Raw genomic sequence first — 24,796 nt, 5'->3', positions numbered from 1 at the left:
ACGGCGTACTGAGTGTGGATGCAGCGGGAGTAGTTACTCTTGCGGCCAATGCACCAAGCGGAAGCTACAGCATTGTTTATCAAATCTGTGAAATCAATACAACCAACTGTAAAACAGCTACGGCTTCGGTTGATGTTGTAAACACATTGGTTGCCAATGCAGATCCATTCGGAACCAAAACATCCGGCGCAACAGCAACAACAGTTGGAAACGTAAAAACCAACGATACCTTAAACGGAGTTGCCGTTACGGCAGACAACACTACGGTAACGCCAAAAACAGACGGCGTACTGAGTGTGGATGCAGCGGGAGTAGTTACTCTTGCGGCCAATGCACCAAGCGGAAGCTACAGCATTGTTTATCAAATCTGTGAAATCAATACAACCAACTGTAAAACAGCTACGGCTTCGGTTGATGTTGTGAATGAAATAAAAGCGGTTAAAGAAACAACAGCTTCTATTAATGGAAACGTTGGAGGAACTACAGTTTCACTTACGGCTAATGATACTTTAAATGGAAATCCGGTTGTAATTGGAACTAATTCAGGAGAAGTTAATATCAGTATTGTTGGAACATTACCAACAGGATTAACATTGAATGCAAATGGAACAATTACAGTTGCACCAAATACACCTGCAGCAAACTACAATGTAGAATATACTATTTGCGAGGTAGGCGCTAATCCATCAAACTGTGATACTGTAATTTCAGTTGTTCCGGTTACGGGTGGAGATTTAGTAGCCAATGCAGATCCTCTGCCGTCAGTTACAGGTTCGAATACTCCTCAGACATTGGGAGGAAATGTTTTAGATAATGATACTAAAAATGGACAACCGTTAAATCCTGCAGATGTTATTCTTACCGAATCAACACCAGATCCAAAAGGATATTTGACCTTAAACCCTGACGGAACAATCACTCTTGGAGCTAATGCACCAGCAGGGAATTACGAATTGACTTATACAATCTGTGAGAAATTAAATCAAGGAAACTGTAAATCAAACACAGTTACCGTAACGGTTACAGTACCGGTTATTGATGCAGTCAAAGAAACGACAGCTTCAATTAATGGAAATACAGGAGGAACAACAGTTTCATTAACAGCTAACGATACTCTTGATGGAAAAGCATTTGTAATTGGAACTAATTCTGGTGAAGTAACTATCAGTATTGTCGGGACATTACCGACAGGCTTAAGCTTAAATGCCAACGGAACAATCACGGTTGCTGCAAATACGCCGGCTGCAAATTACAATGTAGAATATACTATTTGTGATAATAACAATTCAGGAAACTGTGACACTGTAATTTCAGTTGTTCCGGTTACAGGTGGAGATTTAGTAGCCAATGCAGATCCTCTGCCGTCAGTTACAGGTTCGAATACTCCTCAGACATTAGGAGGAAATGTTTTAGATAATGATACTAAAAACGGACAACCGTTAAATCCTGCAGATGTTATTCTTACCGAATCAACACCGGATCCAAAAGGATATTTGACCTTAAACCCTGACGGAACAATCACTCTTGGAGCTAATGCACCAGCAGGAAATTACGAATTGACTTATACAATCTGTGAGAAATTAAATCAAGGAAACTGTAAATCAAACACAGTTACCGTAACAGTTACAGCACCAGTTATTGATGCAGTTGCAGAAACATTGAGTCCATCTATTAATGGAAGCATTGGAGGAACAACTACAGATTCTGTAATTGGAGGTGACACCTTAAACGGAAATCCGGTAGTTATTGGAACACTTGCAGGTCAGGTAAAATTAACAGCAGTAAATGTTCCAACAGGATTAACATTAAATGCAGACGGAACAATTACAGTTGCTCCAAATACGGCATCGGGAGTTTACAATATAGAATATCGTATCTGTGAGATTACGAATCCGTCAAATTGTGATACCGCGATTTCAAAAGTGGCAGTAAATAATGGGACATTGATTGCAAATTCAGATGATATTCCTGCTGTTACACCATCAAGTACAGGAAAGAATTTAGGAGTTAATATTTTTACAAACGATACTAAAAATGGAATTGCATTAGATCCATCAGATGTAAATCTGACGATATCAACACCGGATCCAAAAGGATACTTAACAGTTGATTCGGATGGTTCAATCAGTTTAGGAGCAAATGCACCGGCGGGAGATTATGAATTAACTTATACCATCTGTGAGAAATTGAATCCAGGAAATTGTAGTTCAAATACAGTAAGGGTTACAGTTGATGCTTTTGTAATTGATGCAGTAGAAGAGACGTTAACACCTTCTATCAATGGAAGTATCGGTGGTACAACCACAAGTTCTGTGATTGATAATGATACATTAAATGGGACTCAAGCTGTTATTGGTACCTCAAACGGACAAGTAAAATTAACGGCAGTAAATGTTCCGGCAGGATTGACATTAAATGCAGACGGAACAGTAACTGTAGCAGCGAATACACCTTCAGGAATTTATAGTATTGAATATAGTATTTGCGAAAATGCAAATCCTTCAAACTGTGATACTGCGATTTCTAAAGTGGCAGTTAATAATGGAACATTGATAGCAAACGCAGATACTATCCCATCTGTTAAAGTATCAAATACAACACAGAATTTAGGAGCTAATATTTTTACAAATGATACTAAAAATGGAATTGCGTTAAATCCATCAGATGTAAATCTGACGATATCAACACCAGATCCAAAAGGATATTTAACTGTTAATCCAGATGGTTCAGTTAGTTTAGGAGCAAATGCGCCAGCAGGAGACTACGAATTGACTTATACAATATGCGAAAAATTGAATGCAGGAAACTGTAGTTCAAATACAGTAAGAATTACAGTAGAAAGCAATCTGGTGGCGAATTTAGATTCAGTACCATTGGCAGTTGGAATTAATACGCCACAAACATTAATAAATGTTTTTGCAAATGATACTAAAGATGGAAATCCTTTAGTACCGTCAGATGTAATTCTAACAACGACTATTGCTGATCCAAAAGGGTATTTATCGGTTGATGCAAACGGAAATGTAATACTAGCTCCGAATGCACCAGCAGGTGATTATGAATTAACATATTCAATTTGTGATAAGTTAAATTCATCAAACTGCAGTACCAATGTTGTGAAAGTAACGGTTAAGGCGCCAACAGTGAATACAATCGTTGCAAATAATGACGAAGAAGGGCCAATTGATGTGAAAAAGGGAATGAATGCTACGATTAACATTTTTGCAAATGATCTTGTAAACGGAGTGAAACCAAATGCTTCAGATGTTATTTTAACAATCGTAGTCACAAATCCAAATGTAACACTAAATGCAGACGGAACGGTGAGCATTGCTCCAAATACACCAGATGGAGTTTACAACGTAACATATCAAATCTGTGAAGCTGCTAATACATCAAATTGCAGTCAGTCGGCAGTAGTTAAAATTACAGTGGTAAACAGTGTGGATCCAACTAATCCTGAACCTCCGGCACCAAATCAGATTACTTTAGGGAATGATACCAATATTAGTGTTGACGGAATCAATGGAGATTTAGAGTTTGTAAATGTTTTAGGAAATGACTTGATAAACGGACAGCCAATTAATGCAGCAGATGTTATCGTGAAACCTTTAACAATTGATAACTATTTTGAATGGAATGCTGACGGAACTGTAAGTGTTAAACCAAACACACCTGGAGGAACGTATACATTAACATATCAGGTTTGCGAAAAAGCAGATCCATTAAATTGTTCGACAGCTGTATTGACTGTTTTTGTTGAAGTACCTGCAATTGCAGTTATTAAAACAGCAACATTAAATGACGAAAACAAGGACGGTTTTGCAAATGCAGGTGAAACAATTACGTACAGTTTTACAGTAACTAATACAGGAAATGTACCGCTTACAGGAATTACAATAAATGATCCATTGCCAGGAGTAACAGTTTCAGGACAAGCAATTGATTTAGCAGTAAATGCTTCAAACGAAACTAATTTCACTGCAGTTTATAAAATAACTCAGGAAGATATTAACAGAAAGTCTGTAAGTAATCAGGCAATCGCAAAAGGAAGCAGTGTAAGAGGAGTTGTTGTAGAAGATAAGTCAGATGATTCAACTAACAACGGAGATAATCCAACTGTAATCAATTTAGACGGATGTACAATTGAAGTCTTAAAAGCTTTCTCTCCAAATGGAGATGGTAAAAACGAGCGATTCTATATCAGAGGAATTGAATGTTATCCGGATAATACAGTTGAGATTTACAACCGTTGGGGAGTATTGGTTTTCAGTATAGATCAATATAATAATACTGACAGAGCATTTACAGGATATTCTAACGGACGCTCGACAATTAAACAAACAGAAGGTCTGCCAGTGGGTACTTATTTCTATATTTTGAAATACAAAGACAGTGCTAAAACGCCTCAACAGAAATCTGGGTATTTGTACATTAATAAATAAAATAGATTACGGCTTAGTGAGAGCTAAGCCGTTTTAAAGCTTACTAAATGAAAAAGTTAATTTTAATTTTTATGTTTTTTTCGATTGTGTCGAATGCGCAGCAGGATGCCCAGTTTACACAATATATGTACAACACAATCGAAGTCAATCCAGCCTATGCAGGCACACGAGGTGTTATGAGTGTTTTTGGATTGTATCGTACCCAATGGGTTGGTTTAGAAGGTGCTCCTCAAACCAGTACATTTTCTGTTAACACGCCTTTAAGTAATACTGATTTAGGATTGGGAGTTTCTTTGGTAAATGACAAAATCGGACCTACTACAGAAAATACATTATCAGTTGATTTGTCTTATACCATACCAACTTCGGCAACATGGAATTTGTCTTTTGGTATAAAAGGAACTGCAAACCTTTTTAATATCGACATCAATAAATTGACCATGGAAGATCAGAACGATCAGATGTTTCAGGATTTAAGAAACAGGTTTTCGCCAAATGTCGGAGCAGGTATTTATTATCACTCAGATCGTGCTTACATTGGACTGTCTGTTCCAAACTTTATCGAAACCAATCGTTATGATGCAGATGATACAGCTATTTTTAAGGACAGAATCAACTACTATTTAATAGCAGGTTACGTATTTAATCTGGATCGTTTAGAATACATTAAGTTCAAACCGGCTTTGATGACCAAAATGGTAGAAGGAGCTCCTTTGCAGGTAGATATTTCAGGAAACTTTATGTTTAATGATAAGTTTGTTTTGGGTGCTGCTTACCGTTGGAGTGCTTCAATTAGTGCAATGGCAGGGTTTCAGGTAACAAAAGGAATGTATATTGGTTACGGTTACGATCACGAAACGACCAGATTGAGAAAATACAATTCAGGATCACATGAAATTTTCCTTCGTTTTGAGTTTTTCAATAATTATAATAAAATGATATCTCCAAGATTCTTCTAATTAATGCCAGTTATGAAAATTAAAAAAATAGGTTATACAGTTTTATTAGTATGCTTTTTTTTCCAGTTAAACGCGCAGACAAAAACTGTAAACAAGGAAGATAAAGCTAAAAGTAGTAAGCAGGCAAAACTTGCAAAAAAAGAAGAAAAACTTAAAAAAGCTAATGAAAAACTGATAAGCAAAGCAGATAAAAAATATGATGATTACGAGTATGTAGATGCCGTAAAAGCATATAAACAAATCTTGAAAAAAGGAGTACAGGACGAAAAACTATTTCAAAGACTTGCCAACTCTTACTATTTTACGGGAGATTTAAGAAATGCAGAAAAATGGTACGGAGAATTGTTCAGAATAAATAAAGAACAATTGCCGGAGTATTTGTACAGATATGCACAATCTTTAAAGTCGGTGGGACATTATGAAAAAGCAGATCAAATTTTAGAGATTTTCAATACAAAAGCAACTTCGCAAAATAGAGCGGCTTTAATTAGAAATGACAAAAATTATTTAGAAGAAATTAAATCTAATTCGGGTAGATATGAAATTGGGGACGCTGGGGTTAATACTAATTTTTCAGATTATGGCGGAACTGTTTATGACAATAAACTTGTCTTTACTTCTGCAAGGGATACCGGAGGAATAGCCAAAACGAATTTTAAATGGGATAACAAATCGTTTTCTAAATTTTATACAGCAGATTTATTGCCTGACGGAAGTGTGGGTGTAGTGAAACCTTTTCACAAAAAAGACAACGGAAAATACAATGAATCTTCTCCAATTTTTACAAAAGATGGGCGTACAATGTATTTTACCAGAAACAATTTTATAAATGGTAAAAGAGGTGAAAACAGTAAAAAGGTAACGCTTTTAAAATTGTATAAAGCAGAATGGGTTGATAACGAATGGAAAAATGTAAAAGAGTTACCATTTAATAGTGATCAATACAGTACAGCGCATCCAGCTTTAAGTGTAGACGAAAAAATATTATATTTTGCTTCGGATATGCCAGGAACTTTAGGAGAGTCTGATTTATATAAAGTAGCAATAAATTCAGACGGAAGTTTTGGAACCCCACAAAATCTGGGCACAACTATAAATACAGAAGGAAGGGAAACGTTTCCGTTTATATCAGGAGAAAATGAATTGTATTTTTCTTCTGACGGACGTCCGGGTTTAGGAGGACTTGATGTTTATGTTACAAAAATAAATGAGGATGGAACATTAGACGATATCCAAAATGTTGGGCAACCAATAAACAGTAAACAAGACGATTTTGCTTTTACAATTGACAGTAGAAAAAGAAACGGATTTTTCTCTTCAAGTCGTGAAAATGCTCATGGAATGGATAATATTTATAGATTTACTGAGACTAAAAGACTGGTATGTGAACAAGAGCTTTCGGGAATAATTACAGATGCAGAATCTAATGAAATAGTAGCAAATGCTTCTCTTGTTTTGTTCGATGAAAATTTCAATACTTTACAAACGATTGAGTCAGATGAAAAAGGACATTATGTTTTTAACAAAGTAAAATGTGGAAAGAAATATTCCATTAGAGTGGTAAAAGAAGGTTTCAATCGTAAAGATGTTTCTGTTACTTTGAAGAAAGAAAATGGTAAGACTGATTTCCCAATTGCTTTGCAGAAAATTATCAAACCAGTTGAAGTAAAACAAATCGCTATTAATAAAGTAATAGTAAAACCTGTAAAAGTTGAAAACATTAACATTGGAGCAGATTTGGTAAAACTGCTTCATATTCCGATGAACTTTTTTGATTTAGGAAAGTCAACAATCAAAAAATCATCAGAACCACAATTGATGAAAGTGGTAGGAGCGTTTAACCAATATCCGAATTTAAAACTGGATATTCGTTCGCATACAGACAGCCGTTCTTCATCTGAAAGCAATCAGATTTTATCAGACAAAAGAGCGCAATCAACGAGAGACTGGTTAATAAGCAAAGGAGTTGATCCAAATAAATTGACTGCAAAAGGATACGGCGAAACACAATTAGTCAATAAATGTGCAGATGGCGTAAAATGTACTGAGCAACAACACCAACTAAACAGACGAAGTGAGTTTATTGTCGTGGCAATGTAAAATCACTTTTTTGAAAAATTAAACAAAACCCTTTTCTAAAATCTGGAAAAGGGTTTTTTATTTAATCATTTGTAGTCTTAAAATCGGCAAGAAGCATATAGTTAATTTCACTTAAAAAATCGAATTCATCGGTAGGAATCAGTTGAAGCACGGTTTCTAAAATTAGTGCAACATCTATTACTGATTTATTAGTTCCAGAAACCTGATGTGCATTTTGATTTAATGCCAAAATGCATAGTTTTAATAAATCAGTGATAACACAGCCCATTTCGGCATAATTTATAAATTTAATCTGTGCGACATTTTCTGTTTTATCATTAGAAGGTTTTAGAGTACGAAAATATAAAGAGGTTAGTTTCTTTAGATGATCTAAATTTTTGATTTCGTTTGATTCCATAATAAGTTATGAATTAGATGTTTTTATTCTTTTATTACTTCAATGCAAGTTGTTCATTCTTTTTATTATTTCCCACATACGATAGTATGTTGTTTACTATTTTTCTTATTTTTTTGTAAATGTATTTAAAAGCAAAAAGAATTAGTGCGACATATATGTCGTGTTGATAATTTTATTAAAGTGAGTATTTGTAGTAGAAAAATATGTTTTGTTATATTATCATTCCGTAGGAATGTTTCGTCGGTAGCCAAAAATATTTCGCATCACATTTACGTTCCGTAGGAACGTTTGATTTTGCAATCATTTTTAACAATCTAATTTATGAAACATTCCTATGGAACGTAAATGTGCCGGACGAGCTATTTTTTCTACCTACGAAATGTTCCTACGGAATAACAGAGGTTATTCTTAATTTTAATGAAACTATATGGATTAATAAAAAATGATTTACGGGTTCTATGTCAATACGTTAAAAAATCAAATTTTTATCAAAAAACAATTCTAAAAAAATTCATTCTTTACGTTATAATTTTGAAAATTTAGATTTTGGTGTATTTTGTTTAAAATGAATTAGTTGTGGTTTTAAAAAATCGATTTCGTTGCAGATTGTGTTGGTTTTTATTTTAACTTTATAAACCTAAAAACTTTTCATTATGACTGTAGATCAAATACTTAAAGCAAAAGGAAGAAATGTCTATTCTGTTGTTTCCAATTTAACGGTTTATGAAGCCTTAAAAGTAATGGGAGAAAAAAATATTGGAGCAATCTTAATTATTGACGACAATAATTTGAAAGGAATACTATCTGAAAGGGATTATGCCCGTAAGATTGTTTTAAAAGATAAATCTTCCAAAGAAACTTCTGTTCATGAGATTATGGAAAGTAATGTTTTTACAGTAAAACTTTCAGATAATCTTGAAGATTGTATGGAACTTATGAGCGAAAAAAGAATAAGACACCTGCCAGTTCTCGAAGACGGAATCGTCGTTGGAATCATCTCGATCAGCGATGTAGTTAAGGCAATTATCGAAATTCAGAAAGATACCATTCAGCATTTGAATTCTTATATTTCTCAATAAAGCATACCTAAAAGCGATAAAAATTTAAAACGAGTCCAATTCTATTGGACTTTTTTTATTTATTCAAATAGAATTTCGGAAAAAGAAAACGCTAAAAAGACTCCATTTTAAAACAAGACTTATATCTTTGTAAGCTAGATAAAAGCTAAAATAATGAACAAAGAGAGTAAAAAAAGAGAAGCGTTACTGTACCACTCAGAGCCGACTCCAGGAAAAATTCAGGTAGTTCCAACAAAAAAATATGCAACCCAGAGAGACTTATCATTGGCTTATTCGCCGGGAGTTGCAGAACCATGTTTAGCAATTGCAGAAAACATTGAAGACGTTTATAAATATACAGCAAAAGGTAATTTAGTTGCCGTAATCTCAAACGGTACAGCCGTTTTAGGTTTAGGAGATATTGGTCCGGAAGCAGGAAAACCTGTAATGGAAGGGAAAGGTTTATTATTTAAAATATTCTCTGATATTGACGTTTTTGACATCGAAGTCGATACCAAAAATGTGGAAGAATTTATTCAGACCGTAAAAAATATTGCTCCAACTTTTGGAGGAATTAATCTTGAAGACATCAAAGCACCGGAATCTTTTGAAATCGAAAGAAGATTAATTGAAGAATTGGATATTCCGGTAATGCATGACGATCAACATGGAACAGCAATTATCTCTTCTGCAGCTTTAATCAATGCTCTTGAATTGGCTGGTAAAAAAGCGGAAGATGTAAAAATGGTAGTTTCAGGAGCAGGGTCGGCGGCAATTGCTTGTACCGATTTATATGTTTCATTAGGAGTAAAAGTAGAAAATATCTTAATGTTCAATAGTAAAGGACTTTTAACAAAAGACAATCCTGCACTTTCAGAACTACAATTAAAATATGCTATTGACGGTGCTAAAATTGATTTGGCAGCAGCAGTAAAAGGAGCCGATGTTTTCATCGGATTATCTTCAGGAGATATTCTTTCTCCGGAAATGTTGCTTTCTATGGCAAAAAGCCCAATTGTTTTTGCAATGGCAAATCCAAATCCGGAAATTGATTATAACCTGGCTGTCGAAACGCGTAAAGATGTTATTATGGCGACAGGACGTTCGGATTTTCCTAATCAGGTAAACAACGTTTTAGGTTTCCCATATATTTTTAGAGGAGCATTAGACGTTCGTGCTAGAAAAATTAACGAAGAAATGAAAATGGCAGCCGTAAAAGCTTTAGCCATTTTAGCAAAAGAACCAGTTCCGGAACAAGTTAACGTTGCCTACGGAGCTACAAAATTAGGCTTCGGACAAGAATATATTATTCCAAAACCTTTCGATCCAAGATTGATCACGGTTGTTGCCCCTGCAGTAGCAAAAGCAGCAATGGAATCAGGAGTTGCTAAGAATCCAATTACAGACTGGGCGGCTTATGAAGATAATCTTCGTGAGCGTATGGGGAACGATAATAAAATGGTACGTTTAATAACAAACCGTGCTAAATTAGATCCTAAAAGAATTGTTTTTGCTGAGGCAGATCAGTTAAATGTATTAAAAGCGGCTCAGATTGTTTACGAAGACGGAATAGGATTTCCAATCTTATTAGGAAACAAAGAAGTGATCTTAGAATTAAAACAGGAATTAGGTTTTGATGCTGATTTAGAAATTATTGATCCTAAAACAGATGAAGAAACAGAAAGACGCAACAGATTTGCAAATTCTTTCTGGGAAACAAGAGGACGCAGAGGAGTTTCAAAATTGGATGCTGAAAAATTCATGCGCGAAAGAAACTATTTTGCCGCCATGATGGTGAATGAAGGCGAAGCAGATGCAGTAGTTACAGGTTACTCCAGAAGTTATCCTTCTGTTGTAAAACCAATGATGCAGTTAATTCCAAAAGCACAGAACGCTTCACTTATTGCAACGGCAAATATGATGCTTACTTCACGTGGACCAATGTTCTTGTCAGATACAGCAATCAATATTAATCCATCCGCACAAGATCTGATTAACATTGCGATTATGACTTCTAAAACAGCAAAAATGTTTGGAATTGAACCGGTTATAGCCATGGTTTCATTCTCAAACTTTGGTTCTTCAACTAGTGAAAGCGCTTCAAAAGTTAGAGAAGCAGTAGCTTACTTACATAAAAACCATCCGGAAATGGTTGTTGACGGAGAAATTCAGGCAGATTTTGCTTTAAATCAGGAAATGCTTGAAGAGAAATTCCCATTCTCTAAACTGGCTGGCAAAAAAGTAAATACATTGATTTTTCCTAATCTGGAATCCGCAAATATCACTTACAAATTGTTAAAAGAATTGTATAAAGTGAACTCAATTGGACCAATCATGATGGGTATGGGTAAACCAGTCCACATTTTCCAATTAGGCGCAAGCGTAGAAGAAATGGTTAATATGGCTGCAATCGCTGTTATTGACGCACAGGAAAAAGAAAGTAAAAAGAATAAAGTAACACAATAAATGTTCTAGTAGGGATTGGATAAATTTGTCGTAGTTTTATGGCATTTTTGTTATATTTGATACTAATAAATTATAGGTAATGATAGCACATTTGCAGGGAAGATTAGTTGAAAAGAATCCTACAGAAGTTGTAATTGATTGTGGAGGTGTTGGTTATCAGGTGAATATATCGTTGCACACCTTCTCCTTACTGCCAAATTCTGAAAATATAAAATTGTATACGCATCTTCAAATTAAAGAAGATGCGCATACTTTATATGGTTTTGCTGAGAAATCGGAGCGTGAAATTTTCAGAATGTTACTTTCTGTTTCCGGAATCGGGGCTGGTATTGCCAGAACGATGCTTTCATCAATAGAACCAAAACAAATTATAAATGCCATTGCATCCGGGGATGTTGGTGTAATACAGTCTATTAAAGGTATTGGAAACAAAACAGCACAAAGAGTTATACTCGATTTAAAGGACAAAGTGTTAAAGTTGTACGATTTGGATGAAGTTTCGGTAGTTCAAAACAATACAAATAGAGATGAAGCGTTATCTGCTTTGGAAGTTTTAGGTTTTGTTCGAAAGGCTTCAGAAAAAGTAGTGGAAAAGATTGTGAAAGAAGATCCGGAAGCTACTGTAGAAACAATTATCAAGAAAGCTTTAAAAAGCTTATAAATTCATTTTATATAAAAGAATTCTATGCGTAAAATTTGTATTTTGTTGCTGGTCTTACTCTGCGGTAATGTTTTGCGTGCGCAGGTTACCCCGGCAACTCAAGATACAACTAAAACTCAATTTTCTGTTGGTAAAATTGAGCTTGAAGACCCTCCAAGTATATTATCAGCTTACAAATACGATCCAATCACAGATCGTTATATCTATACCAATTCAGTTGATGGTTTTTCTATCAATTACCCTCTAATTCTAACTCCAAGAGAATACGAAGATTTACTTCTGAAAGAATCCCGAAGAAATTATTTCAGAAAAAAAATGGATGCTATTGATGGCAAAAAGACTGGAGCAGAAGCCGCTAAAAAAGATTTACTTCCAAGATATTACATCAATTCAAGTTTGTTCGAAAGCATTTTTGGAAGTAATACTATTGATGTAAAGCCCACAGGATCGGTTGAAATGGACTTGGGTATGCGTTATACCAAACAAGATAATCCTTCCTTTTCTCCAAGAAACAGATCCAGTCTGACTTTTGATTTTGATCAAAGAATCAGTATGAGTTTAATGGGGAAAATTGGAACTCGTTTAGAAGTTAATGCCAACTACGATACACAATCAACCTTTGCATTCCAGAATTTATTTAAACTCGCTTATACGCCTTCTGAAGATGATATAGTTCAGAAAGTTGAAGTGGGTAATGTGAGCATGCCTTTAAACAGTTCCTTAATTAGAGGTGCACAAAGTTTATTTGGGGTTAAGGCGCAATTGCAATTTGGTAGGACTACAGTTACGGGAGTTTTCTCAGAACAAAAGTCTCAAACCAAAAGTATAGTCGCAGAAGGTGGAGGAACTGTTCAAAACTTCGATTTGTTTGCATTAGATTATGACAATGACCGACATTTCTTCTTATCTCAGTATTTTAGAAATAAATATGATACATCCCTAAAAAACTATCCGCTTATTGATAGCCGTGTTCAGGTAACAAGATTAGAAGTATGGGTAACAAACAAACAGAACAGAGTTACTGCGACAAGTAATAACTTAAGAAATATTGTTGCACTTCAGGATTTAGGGGAAGGACAGGTTAATGGTGTACCTGATAATGAAATTGTGGTAATTACAAATCCGGCCGGTTTTTTTAATAATCCAATAGATTCGCCTACAGACAATACAAATAATAAATATGATCCGGCAACAATAGGAAGAGCGGGAAGTTATTTAAATTCTAACATTCGAGAGATTGCTACAGCCGGTTCCGGATTTAATAATACAAACACAAGTGAGGGAACAGATTATTCGATCTTAGAAAATGCAAGAAAGTTAACCACCAACGAATATACTTTCAATGCTCAGTTGGGGTATATTTCTTTGCAGCAGCGTTTGGCAAATGATGAAATTCTTGCTGTTGCTTTTGAATATACTGTTGGAGGTAAAGTGTATCAGGTTGGAGAATTTGGTAGTGATGGTGTAGATGCAACTGTAGTTACAGGAAATAACACGAATAACAGTCAGGCTGTTATCACACAAAGTTTGGTTTTGAAAATGCTGAAAAGTAGTTTGACAAACGTTAAAAACCCGGTTTGGAACCTGATGATGAAAAACGTGTATCAAATTCCACAGGCCTATCAAATCAAACAGGAAGATTTCAGACTTAATATTCTTTACACGGATCCGTCACCAATCAATTATATTACGCCGGTAACAGGAACAACTTTTCCTGCAAATCCGCTGCCGGAAGATATGGTAGAAAAAACACCTTTATTGAATGTTTTTAACCTCGATCGTTTAAATTATAATAATGATCCGCAGACAGGAGGAGATGGTTTCTTCGATTATGTGCCGGGAGTAACGGTTGATGTACAAAATGCCCGAATTATTTTTACAACAAAAGAACCTTTTGGAGAACTTTTATTTAGAAAATTAGGAGGAGGAAACTATAATGATCCAACGACATATAACGACAATCAGAGAAAATACGTATTTCAGAATATGTATAGAAATACTCAGGCTGCATCTTTACAGGAGGGAGAGAAAAACAAATTCTTATTAAGAGGAAAATATAAATCTTCAGGAAGTAATGGTATTCCAATTGGGGCATTTAATGTTCCTCAGGGTTCTGTTGTGGTAACTGCTGCAGGAAGGCGATTAGTTGAGGGAGTAGATTATAGTGTCGATTACCAATTAGGAAGAGTACAAATTTTAGATCCTTCACTTCAGGCTTCTAATACCCCAATTGAAGTTTCTTTGGAAAATAATTCCATTTTCGGACAGCAAACCAGAAGGTTTATGGGGTTCAATATTGAACATAAAATTTCAGAAAAGTTTGTTGTTGGAGGGACTTTCTTAAAGATGACAGAACGTCCTTTTACTCAGAAATCAAGTTATGGACAAGAATCTGTAAATAATACTATTTTTGGTTTTAATGGAAATTATTCAACCGAAGTTCCGTTTCTAACCAGATTAGCAAATAAACTTCCAAATGTCGATACTGATGTTCCTTCTAATCTTTCGATTCGTGGAGAAGTAGCATTTTTAAAACCGGATGCTCCAAAGGCAAGTGATTTTCAAGGAGAAGCAACAATTTATATAGATGACTTTGAGGGGTCTCAGACAACAATTGATATGAGGTCTGCTTATGCATGGAGTTTGGCATCGACCCCAATGATAAATGATATAAATGACAATACGTTTAATGCTAATTATAATACATTAGAATACGGTTACAAACGTGCAAAACTGGCTTGGTATACAATTGATCCTGTTTTTTATGCTTCTAAACCTTCAGGTATTTCAAACGACGATTTGTCTTTAAACTCTACCAGAAGGGTTTACAGCAGAGAGCTTTATCCGAATACTGATATTGCCCAGGGGCAGATTCAGGTTATTAATACATTAGACTTAACCTACTATCCACTGGACAGAGGGCCTTATAATAATAATCCTAACTTTAGTTCCAGTAATCCTTCAACCAATTTTGGTGGAATTATGCGTGCTTTGAATTCAACCAATTTTGAACAGGGTAACGTAGAATATATTCAGTTTTGGGTACTGGATCCTTATGTTGGAAATGGTGAGGCACAGCCTGGAAACAGTGGGAAAATTTATTTCAATTTAGGTGAAGTTTCGGAGGATGTTCTTAAAGACGGAAGAAAACAATACGAAAACGGATTAGGACCGGATCAGGTAATGGTAAATCCGCAACCAATTTGGGGAGATGTTCCGGCGTCGCAGTCCTTAATCTATGCATTTGATACTAATGCTGAAAATCGTAAAAATCAAGATGTTGGTTTAGACGGTTTACCAGATGCAAAAGAGGGATCTGTTTATACCAATTATGCAGGAGAGGCGGATCCGGCAGCAGATAACTATACCTATTATTTAAATACAGATGGAGGTATTTTAAACCGTTATAAAAAATATAATGGTACAGAAAATAACTCTGCTGTAAGTGTAGACGATCCAAATCGTGGTTCTACCACACTTCCGGATGTTGAAGATATCAACCGTGATAACACCATGAGTACCATTAATGCGTATTATGAATATAGCATTGATATCAAGCCGGGAATGGAGGTAGGAGATAAGTATGTTACAGATGTTCGTCCAACTACTGTAGAGCTTCCAAACGGAAGTACAACCAATGCAAGATGGATTCAGTTTAAGATTCCGGTATCTCAGCCACAGAAAACAATTGGAAATATAACGGATTTTAGATCAATTCGTTTTATGCGTATGTTCATGACCGGGTTTAATGATCAGATTACAGTTCGTTTTGGAGCTTTAGATTTAGTTAGAGGAGAGTGGAGAAAGTATACAGGTGTGTTAGATGCAAATTATACTAATCCAACAACTGATGGGGTTGAATTTGATGTAGCCGCAGTAAATATTCAGGAGAATGGAACAAAAGAGCCTGTGAATTATGTAATTCCTCCAGGAGTTCAAAGGGAACAATTATATAATAATAATACAATCATTAATCAAAATGAACAGTCACTGGCTATGAGAATTGGCGGGGCTGGTTTACAATATCAAAATGCAAAAGGAGCATTTAAAAGTGTTAGTGTAGATATGCGTCAGTATAAAAAATTAAAAATGTTTTTACACGCAGAATCTTTAAAAGGTGAAGTCCTGTTAGAAGATGATGAAATGATAGGATTTATTCGTTTTGGAAATGACCTTACTCAAAACTTCTATCAGGTTGAGATTCCTCTGAAAGTAACTAAGGCAGGAGGTTCTTCAGCTATAAGCCCGGATTTGGTTTGGATGGATGAAAATAATATTGACTTGGCAATGTCATTATTGACAAGAATGAAAATATTAGGAATGAATATCGATATTAACTCTTCAAAAAGAGATATTAACGGTATTTATTACCCTGATGATGATCCGGATGCTGAAGGAGGAGACCAGGATGGTAAACTAAGATTAGGTATTAAAGGAAATCCGAATTTTGGTTTAGTACGAAATTTAATGGTAGGAGTAAAAAGTCAGGCGGATCATAAAGATATTAAAGGAGAAGTCTGGTTTAACGAACTCCGTATGTCTGATTTGGAAAACAAAGGCGGTATGGCGGCCCTATTGAACATTGATACCAATATGGCTGATTTGATGACATTATCGGCATCAGGTAAAAAAAGTACAATTGGGTTTGGTGCTCTGGAGCAGGGAGCAAACGAAAGAGATCGTGAAGATATTCAGCAATATAATATTGTAACCAATTTAAATTTAGGAAAACTGATGCCTAAAAAATGGGGTATTAACCTTCCGTTCAATTATGCAATTGGAGAAGAAGTTATAACTCCGGAATATGATCCTTTTAATCAGGATATCAAGTTGAAACAATTAATTGCAGAAACTACAGATCCGGCAGAAAAAGATAATATCAGAAAACGTGCAGTAGATTATACCAAGCGTAAAAGCATTAATTTTATTGGGGTAAGAAAAGACAGAGCTCCTGAGCAGAAACCTCATGTTTACGATGTGGAGAATTTTACATTCTCTCAATCGTATAATCAGGTGGAAAGACATGATTATGAAGTTGAAACTTATGAAGATGAACAGTCTAATACAGCTTTAAATTATGCTTATACTTTTCAGCCAAAAGAAATAGTACCATTTAAGCAAAACAAATTCATGAAAAAAAGTGATTATTGGAAAATGCTAAGTGACTTTAATTTTAATTATCTGCCTTCGAATGTTTCTTTTAACACCAATATTATCAGGCAAAGTAATCGTCAGCAATACAGACAAGTAGAGTTAGAAGAAGGAAGTATAGGTCTTGATCCTCTTTACAGAAGGAACTTTGCTTTTAATTATCAATATGGTTTCGGATTTAATTTAACTAAATCATTGAAATTAAATTACACGGCAGCTTCCAATAATATTGTTAGAAACTTCCTGAATGACGATAATACACCAAAGCAAGATTTTAATATCTGGGAAGATTATTTTGATATTGGAACTCCTAATCAGCATTTACAACAATTTGTTTTAAACTATGAAATTCCAATTAATAAAATTCCGATTTTCAATTTTGTAAAAGCAAATTATTCCTATACTGCAGATTATAATTGGCAGCGACCATCAACGGCAATGTCTCAATATGAAGAAGGGGGTACTACATGGAATCTTGGAAATACTATTCAAAATGCCAATTCGAATACTTTTTCGACAACATTAAATATGAATTTGTTGTATAAGTATTTAGGTTTGACTCCGGGAGCAAAACCAGCAAAAACCAAGGCGGTAGCAGCTCCAAAACCAGGAGAGAAAATCGTGAATACCGCTAAGCCGGTCACAAGTAGCAATCCTTTTTATGATGGTTTAATAGGTGTATTAACAAGTGTTAAAAATATTCAGGTCAATTACACAAAAAATAGCGGAACTGTTTTGCCAGGTTTTATACCAGGTGTTGGATTCTTCGGTACGTCTAAACCATCTTTAGGATTTGTGTTTGGTAGTCAGGATGATGTGCGTTACGAGGCAGCTAAAAATGGATGGTTGACCGATTATCAGAATTTTAACCAGAACTTCACACAAGTAAGCAATAAACTTTTGAAGATTACAGCAAACGTAGATTTATTTCCTGATTTGAAAATAGATTTAGCGATGGATCGTTCGTATTCTGAAAATTCTTCTGAACAATATACGGTTAGAGATTCTATTGGTCAACTATTTTACAAACCTTTATCGCCCTACACTTACGGAATGTTTTCTATTTCGACAGTAATGATAAAAACAGCATTTTCAACCAGTACAGAAACAGAATCATCAGCGTTTGATGATTTCAGAAGTAATCGTTTAGTTATTGCAAATCGTTTAGCAGAACAACACTATGGTGCAGGAGCTGAAATTCCAAGATATGGAGATGTAAATAATCCAATTCCGGCAGAGACAGATCCGAATTATAAAATTTACGTTGCCAACGTTGGTTATCCTATTGGTTTTTCAAAAAGTAATCAGGCAGTATTGCTGCCATCTTTTCTGGCGGCATATACAGGAAGTGATGCTTCAAATAGTTCGACAGGTATTTTTAGAAGTTTTCCAATTCCGAACTGGACAGTCAAGTATAATGGTTTGATGCGATATAAATATTTTAAAGATCATTTTAAACGATTTTCTTTGCAACATAATTACAGGGCGTCTTATACAATCAGTCAGTTTAGATCTAATTTTGATTATCTGGAAACTCCAAATGGACAAGATGTTAATACAAACTTCTTTAACAAAACGATTATGTCAAATGTCAATTTGGTCGAACAATTTAGTCCACTTATTAGAGTTGATTTTGAGCTGAAAAGTTCGTTGCGTTTATTAACAGAGATTAAAAAAGATCGTGCTTTGTCTATGAGTTTCGATAATAATTTATTGACTGAAGTAAAAGGAGTAGAATATGTGGTAGGATTAGGATATCGTTTTAAGGATGTGATTTTCTCATCACGATTAGCAGATAACCCAACCGGAATTATTAAAAGCGATATAAATCTGAAAGCCGATTTTTCATTTAGAAATAATGAAACGTTGGTAAGATATTTAGATTATGATAATAATCAGCTGGCTGCCGGGCAGAATATCTGGACTTTAAAGTTAACAGCCGATTATTCTTTCAGTAAAAACCTGACAGCGATATTCTATTATGATCATTCGTTTTCGAAAGCAGTTATTTCAACTGCATTTCCTTTAACGAATATCAGATCAGGTTTCACACTTCGTTATAATTTTGGAAATTAATTTTTAGTTTCTAAACTGGATTTCATTAGAAGATTATTACATTTGTGGCTTAAATTTTAAATTATCAATTTTCAAACATACTATTATGAGCATACCAGCAAATTTAAAGTACACAAAAGATCACGAATGGGTTAGCATCGAAGGCGATGTTGCGACTGTAGGAATTACTCATTTTGCACAAAAAGAGTTAGGAGATATCGTGTATGTTGAGGTAGAAACTTTAGATCAGACACTTTCAAAAGATGAGGTTTTTGGAACTGTTGAAGCTGTAAAAACAGTTTCAGATTTATTTTTACCGTTAACAGGTGAAATCATTGCTTTTAATGAAGATTTAGAAAGTGCTCCTGAAACTGTAAATTCAGATCCTTACGGAGCGGGATGGATGATTAAAATTAAAATTGCTGATGCTTCAGAAATAGATTCTTTATTGTCTGACGAAGCTTATAAAGATTTAATCGGTGCCTAAACAATTATTGTTAATTTGGGCGATTATTTGCTCTGGAATTATTGCTTATCTGTGTTTAACAGATTCGGGTAATTTACCGGTAGTTAATTTTCCAAGTCTTGATAAAATTGTACACTTCTGTTTCCATTTTGGATTTACACTTTCGTGGATTTTGTTTTTTAAAAAGGAATTAAAAGGAAAAGAAGCAGACGATTATAAAGCCTATTTGATTTCGTTTATATTTTCAGTTTTTTTTGGAATTACAATCGAAATTCTTCAAAATGCGCTTACGGTTACCAGAGCAGCAGATATTTCAGATGTTTTGGCAAATGCTCTTGGGGCGTTTATGGCAGTTTTTTCTGCAATCGCTTTCAAGAAGCAGATCGATAAGATATAAAATATTAAAACCCACTTCGGTGGGTTTTTTTCTACAAGAAAATCAACTTTTAAAAGACTGTTTTTTATCAATATAAAATGTACTTTTGTGCTGGTTTTCTGCAACTTCTATCGTTATGAATGTAAAGCAATATTTAGATTCCACTTATTTAAAAACTGCCTCACAAGCTGGTCTTTCTGAAGCAGAAAATACTATTGTGGTAAAAAATGCAATTGCTGAAGCTATTCAGGAAGAATTTAAATTAATAATGATTCGTCCGGAATATGTTTCACTGGCAAAAGAAATGATAGTAGAGGCCAATTCTGTTTTACTGGTTGGAACTGTAATTGATTTTCCGGAAGGGAAATCAAGTCTGGAAACAAAAATTAAAGAAGCAAACGAAGCGATTGCAAACGGAGCTGATGATTTGGATTTTGTTTGCAATTACGAGGCATTCAAAAACGGGGAAATAGATTTAATAAAAAAAGAAATCTTAATAGGAACCCAGATTGCTTTAGCTAATAATAAAACAGTAAAATGGATTATAGAAGTAGCTGCTTTAACAGATAAAGAAATTATTCAGTTATGTGCTTTAATAAAAAATGTGGCAGTCTCTCATTTTGACGAAGATGATTTTGCCTCTATTTTTGTGAAATCTTCAACCGGTTTCTATAAAACAGAAAACGATGCTCCGAATGGAGCTACGATTCCTGCAATAATTATAATGCTGGAGAATGCTTCGCCATTGTCGGTAAAAGCGGCAGGAGGTGTTCGTTCGTTTGAAGAAGCTTCAGAAATGATTGGTTTAGGAGTAAAACGAATAGGAACTTCGGCGGCCAAAGCTATTATAAATGGAGAAAACTCCTCAAATCAATATTAAATAAATACCCAATTATAAGTGAATAAGTTTTTTTTGTCTCTTGTTTTTATTTTTTCATTTTTCGTTGTTTCTTCACAGATTCAGCCCGGTTTTACAGCCGAAATGTTTCCTGTTTTTCCTAATTGCGAAAATTTAGAAGGTAAAAAATTGGAAAATTGTTTTTATAAAGAAGTTCAGGATTTTGTATTTAGCAACTTTCAGATTCCTGAGAATTTAAAAAAGAACAATTACAAAGGACAAGTTAAAGTACTTTTTGAAGTAAATGCAGAAGGAGAATTTAAAGTAATTTATGTTTCGGCAGCAAATGAAGAATTGTCTGAAGAAGCAAAACGTGTGTTTGGAAAATTTAAAAAAATAAAACCTTCAACTTATAACGGGAAAGCCACTTATTCCAAATACACAATTGCAATTGATATTCCGCTTAAGAGCTCTGAGCAGTTAGCCGCTGAGGCTTTGGCTGCAGCCGAAATTTTAAAGCCACTTGAAAAACCAATGACAGAGTTGGATAGTATTGTGTATAAAAAATACAATAATCCTGAATTCGAAAGTCATTTGAATATTCCATTTTCTCATAGTTATTACGCTCAGTTTGATGGAGCAATGAACCAGGTAGGAAGCAATAATCATACGGCTTCAAAACCGTATACTTATGCTGAAGTTTCTAAATATTATAATTTAAAAGCCGTTAATCAGTCACTTCAGAAAAACGTTTCTTCCTGGTTGGGAAGAAAATGGTGGAATGAAAATATGGTGCAGATTCAGGGAGAAGATTATTGGTTTTCTTTAAATCCAATTGTAGATTTACAACTGGGTAAGGCTTCAGATACTGATGCTTCTTACACTTACGTGAATACGAGAGCTTTGAATTTTAGAGGAGGTTTGGGAAAACAAATCAATTTTACTACCACATTTTTTGAAAGCCAGGGAAGATTTGCAGGCTATTTTAATGATTATGCAGAATCTATTAAGCCTTCTGGAGGAAATCCGGCAATAATTCCAGGAATTGGAATTGCAAAACGATTTAAAACAGATGCTTATGATTTTCCTTTAGCAGATGCGAATATAACTTTTGCCCCAAGTAAAATTTTTGATCTTCAGTTAGGTTACGGAAGAAATTTTATTGGAGATGGTTATCGTTCACTTTTAGAAGGAGACGGAGCAAGTCCATATCCTTATTTTAAAATCAATACAAATTTCTGGAAAATAAAATATACCAATACCTATATGTGGATGAAAGATGTTCGTCCTGAGGTTACGGAGGAAAGAACATACGCTACCAAATTCATGGCGAATCATTATTTAAGCTGGAATGTTTCCAATAGACTGAATTTAGGCTTCTTTGAGTCCGTAGTCTGGACAGATTCAAATAACAGAGGTTTCGATATTAATTTTGTGAATCCGATTATTTTCTATCGGGCAGTAGAATTTGGTTCTTCTTCTAAGAGTGGAAATGCGCTTTTAGGATTAACAGGTAAATATAAATGGAATAACAGTGTCAATTTATATTCTCAGTTTTTAATAGATGAATTTTCTGTTTCAGATGTTGGGGCAGGAAATCAAAGCTGGAAAAATAAATTTGGTTTTCAGCTGGGAGCAAAATATTTCAATGCATTTAATGTGAAAGACTTATTGGTTCAGGTTGAATTTAATCATGTTCGTCCTTATGTGTATTCCCATAGTGCAGTTATCACAAACTACGGACATAACAATCAAAGTGTTGGGCATCAATGGGGAGGGAATTTTAAAGAGTTAATCCTGATTGGTCGCTATCACAAAGGACGCTTGTTCGGAGATGCTAAGTTTACAATGGGAACAAGAGGTCTGGATTTTGATACGGCTGAAGATTCTTATAATTATGGAGGAAATATCTATAAAAGTTATGATGAAAATCGTCCATACGATACAGGTGTAAAAGTAGGACAAGGAAATAAAACCAATATTTTTATTGCAGACATTCAGGGAGGTTATTTAATTAATCCGATGACTAACCTGAAATTATTCGGAAGTCTTATTTACCGAAATTTTGATCCAACGCAGGAAACGGCAACAACTTTCAAACAAAGCACTACCTGGTTTAGCATCGGATTGCGTTCAGATATTTTTAACTGGTATTTTGATTACTAGTTTTAATAAGATTTTTCGAAATAATAGTGTTAAAGTGTGTCGGGTTCTTAATTTATAAAGGTTTTATTGAAAAAAATCTATTTTTATAGGTCTAAATTCTACAATCTAATTTGTACATTTGCAGCACTCAAAAAAATACACAAACAAGAACGGTATTGAACGCTTCAAAAAACACAATAACAATCAAATCAATATTTCTGGATTTTAAAGAGATTACTAAGGCTGGACTGGCTATTAGTGTTTTATTTTCTTCTATTGCGGGATATTTATTAGGAGTCGATTCTGATCATCCTTTTAAATGGAGTGTTCTGGTAATTTTATCTATTGGTGGTTATTGTATGGTTGGCGCTTCAAATGCTTTTAATCAGGTAATCGAAAAAGATATCGATTCTTTAATGGATCGTACCAAAAATCGTCCGGTTCCTTCCGGTCGTATGTCTCCTAAAGTTGCCTTATTAGTGGCAAGTCTTTTAACGATTTTAGGGATTGCACTTCTTTATACTATAAATGCAAAGTCAGCAATGTTTGCTGCTATTTCCATATTTCTTTATACAAGTGTTTATACACCGCTAAAGACGGTAACTTCGTTATCTGTTTTTGTTGGGGCTTTTCCTGGAGCTATTCCTTTTATGTTGGGCTGGGTGGCTGCAACAGGAGAATTTGGTATCGAAGCGGGAACTTTGTTTTTAATTCAGTTTTTCTGGCAGTTTCCTCATTTTTGGTCTATCGGATGGTTTTTGTATGAAGACTATGAAAAAGCAGGTATTTTTATGCTTCCAACAGGAAAAAAAGATAACGGAACTGCATTACAGATTATTTTGTATACAATTTGGCTTATAATAGCATCGCTATTACCTGTTTTAGGTTTTACAGGGCAACTGTTTATTTCGCCAATTGCGGCAGTTTTAGTGTTTTTATTGGGGATTTGGATGCTTTTTTATGCGGTTAAGCTTTATAAGTTAAGAACTGCAAAAGCAGCGAGAACATTAATGCTAGTGAGTGTTTCTTATATCTCACTTTTACAAATTGTGTTTATTGTAGATAAATTTTTAAGATAGTTATGGAAATGACAATAGCAACAAATGAAGAACAAGTAAGGAAATCAAAATCAGCAAAACTGATTCTGCTTTTCGCGATGGTTAGTATGACTATGATGTTCGCAGGATTAACAAGTGCGTTTGTGGTAAGTAAATCCAGAGCAGACTGGTTGAAAGATTTTCAATTGCCTTCTGCATTTTATTGGAGTACAGCAGTAATTATTGCCTGCAGTATTACTTTTCATCTGGCAAAAAAAGCCATTCAGAAAGATAATAGAAGCGCGGTAACAGGATTGCTTTTAGCAACTTTGGCACTTGGTGTTTTATTTATAGTATTGCAATTTCAGGGATTTGGACAAATCGTTGAACAGGGATATTATTTTACAGGAGAAGGTAGTTCAATTACTACAACTTTTCTTTATGTAGTAACGGTAACACACTTATTACACTTAGCTGGCGGATTAATTTCACTTTTAATTATAATTTATAATCATTTTAAACAAAAATACAACTCGACTCAAACTCTTGGTATAGAACTAGGTGCGATGTATTGGCACTTTTTGGATTTATTGTGGGTGTATTTATTTTTATTTTTATATTTCTTTAAATAAGAAAAAAACG

Annotated in this window: 14 protein-coding genes; 13 read left to right on the top strand and 1 reads right to left on the bottom strand. The window is 34.6% G+C overall.

The window, feature by feature from the left end; translation table 11 throughout:
• The 3 genes from ACFS3A_RS16110 to ACFS3A_RS16100 form a co-directional block, all read left to right on the top strand.
• Positions 1 to 4,445: T9SS type B sorting domain-containing protein (locus ACFS3A_RS16110; RefSeq protein ID WP_379826580.1), on the top strand; the 4,445-nt coding region annotated here is incomplete at its 5' end.
• Positions 4,446 to 4,492: 47 nt separating this feature from the next.
• Entirely contained in the window at positions 4,493 to 5,404 is a 912-nt protein-coding gene (locus ACFS3A_RS16105; protein WP_379826579.1) for a PorP/SprF family type IX secretion system membrane protein, read from the top strand.
• A gap of 12 nt (positions 5,405 to 5,416) precedes the next feature.
• A complete protein-coding gene (locus ACFS3A_RS16100) occupies positions 5,417 to 7,504 on the top strand; it encodes an OmpA family protein (protein ID WP_379826578.1) in 2,088 nt (695 codons plus the stop codon).
• Between the two features lie 61 nt (positions 7,505 to 7,565).
• On the opposite strand, the gene ACFS3A_RS16095 is transcribed toward ACFS3A_RS16100, so the two are convergent.
• The gene (locus ACFS3A_RS16095) at positions 7,566 to 7,901 is read right to left on the bottom strand and encodes a hypothetical protein (RefSeq protein ID WP_379826577.1); all 336 of its coding nucleotides are present in this window, start codon (positions 7,899 to 7,901) and stop codon (positions 7,566 to 7,568) included.
• A 653-nt stretch (positions 7,902 to 8,554) separates the two neighbouring features.
• On the opposite strand from ACFS3A_RS16095, the gene ACFS3A_RS16090 reads away from it, so the two are divergent.
• The 10 genes from ACFS3A_RS16090 (at position 8,555) to ACFS3A_RS16045 (ending at position 24,786) form a co-directional block, all read left to right on the top strand.
• A complete protein-coding gene (locus ACFS3A_RS16090; RefSeq protein WP_109191802.1) occupies positions 8,555 to 8,980 on the top strand; it encodes a CBS domain-containing protein in 426 nt (141 codons plus the stop codon).
• Between the two features lie 153 nt (positions 8,981 to 9,133).
• Complete coding sequence (locus ACFS3A_RS16085) at positions 9,134 to 11,425, top strand: NADP-dependent malic enzyme (protein ID WP_379826576.1); 2,292 nt, start codon at positions 9,134 to 9,136, stop codon at positions 11,423 to 11,425.
• Between the two features lie 79 nt (positions 11,426 to 11,504).
• Positions 11,505 to 12,086 (top strand): Holliday junction branch migration protein RuvA, encoded by a 582-nt coding sequence (gene ruvA, locus ACFS3A_RS16080; RefSeq protein WP_379826575.1) that lies wholly within the window; start codon positions 11,505 to 11,507, stop codon positions 12,084 to 12,086.
• A 24-nt stretch (positions 12,087 to 12,110) separates the two neighbouring features.
• The gene (gene sov, locus ACFS3A_RS16075; RefSeq protein WP_379826574.1) at positions 12,111 to 19,313 is read left to right on the top strand and encodes a T9SS outer membrane translocon Sov/SprA; all 7,203 of its coding nucleotides are present in this window, start codon (positions 12,111 to 12,113) and stop codon (positions 19,311 to 19,313) included.
• Between the two features lie 85 nt (positions 19,314 to 19,398).
• Positions 19,399 to 19,779, top strand: a complete 381-nt coding sequence (gene gcvH, locus ACFS3A_RS16070) for a glycine cleavage system protein GcvH (protein WP_144215462.1) — start codon at positions 19,399 to 19,401, stop codon at positions 19,777 to 19,779.
• Entirely contained in the window at positions 19,772 to 20,155 is a 384-nt protein-coding gene (locus tag ACFS3A_RS16065) for a VanZ family protein (RefSeq protein ID WP_379826573.1), read from the top strand. Before gcvH ends, ACFS3A_RS16065 begins: the two co-directional genes overlap by 8 nt.
• A gap of 115 nt (positions 20,156 to 20,270) precedes the next feature.
• Positions 20,271 to 21,014, top strand: coding sequence for a deoxyribose-phosphate aldolase (deoC, locus tag ACFS3A_RS16060; protein WP_379826572.1), 744 nt, complete (start codon positions 20,271 to 20,273; stop codon positions 21,012 to 21,014).
• Positions 21,015 to 21,032: 18 nt separating this feature from the next.
• The gene (locus ACFS3A_RS16055; RefSeq protein WP_379826571.1) at positions 21,033 to 23,138 is read left to right on the top strand and encodes an energy transducer TonB; all 2,106 of its coding nucleotides are present in this window, start codon (positions 21,033 to 21,035) and stop codon (positions 23,136 to 23,138) included.
• A 155-nt stretch (positions 23,139 to 23,293) separates the two neighbouring features.
• Positions 23,294 to 24,196, top strand: a complete 903-nt coding sequence (gene cyoE, locus ACFS3A_RS16050) for a heme o synthase (protein WP_379826570.1) — start codon at positions 23,294 to 23,296, stop codon at positions 24,194 to 24,196.
• 2 nt (positions 24,197 to 24,198) lie between these two features.
• Positions 24,199 to 24,786 carry a cytochrome c oxidase subunit 3 gene (locus ACFS3A_RS16045; protein WP_379826569.1) on the top strand — a complete coding sequence of 196 codons (588 nt, stop codon included), beginning with the start codon at positions 24,199 to 24,201 and terminating at the stop codon, positions 24,784 to 24,786.
• Positions 24,787 to 24,796: the final 10 nt, after the last annotated feature.

The sequence above is a fragment of the Flavobacterium notoginsengisoli genome, from assembly GCF_042686225.1.
Classification (GTDB): domain Bacteria; phylum Bacteroidota; class Bacteroidia; order Flavobacteriales; family Flavobacteriaceae; genus Flavobacterium; species Flavobacterium notoginsengisoli.
This window is presented reverse-complemented; position numbering and strand designations above follow the sequence as displayed.

Bases quoted from the DNA above. Each gene is read 5' to 3' on its own strand.
- ACFS3A_RS16105 (WP_379826579.1), top strand. From the start codon at position 4,493: ATGAAAAAGTTAATTTTAATTTTTATGTTTTTTTCGATTGTGTCGAAT.
- ACFS3A_RS16100 (WP_379826578.1), top strand. From the start codon at position 5,417: ATGAAAATTAAAAAAATAGGTTATACAGTTTTATTAGTATGCTTTTTT.
- ACFS3A_RS16095 (WP_379826577.1), bottom strand. From the start codon at position 7,901: ATGGAATCAAACGAAATCAAAAATTTAGATCATCTAAAGAAACTAACC.
- ACFS3A_RS16090 (WP_109191802.1), top strand. From the start codon at position 8,555: ATGACTGTAGATCAAATACTTAAAGCAAAAGGAAGAAATGTCTATTCT.
- ACFS3A_RS16085 (WP_379826576.1), top strand. From the start codon at position 9,134: ATGAACAAAGAGAGTAAAAAAAGAGAAGCGTTACTGTACCACTCAGAG.
- ruvA (WP_379826575.1), top strand. From the start codon at position 11,505: ATGATAGCACATTTGCAGGGAAGATTAGTTGAAAAGAATCCTACAGAA.
- sov (WP_379826574.1), top strand. From the start codon at position 12,111: ATGCGTAAAATTTGTATTTTGTTGCTGGTCTTACTCTGCGGTAATGTT.
- gcvH (WP_144215462.1), top strand. From the start codon at position 19,399: ATGAGCATACCAGCAAATTTAAAGTACACAAAAGATCACGAATGGGTT.
- deoC (WP_379826572.1), top strand. From the start codon at position 20,271: ATGAATGTAAAGCAATATTTAGATTCCACTTATTTAAAAACTGCCTCA.
- ACFS3A_RS16045 (WP_379826569.1), top strand. From the start codon at position 24,199: ATGGAAATGACAATAGCAACAAATGAAGAACAAGTAAGGAAATCAAAA.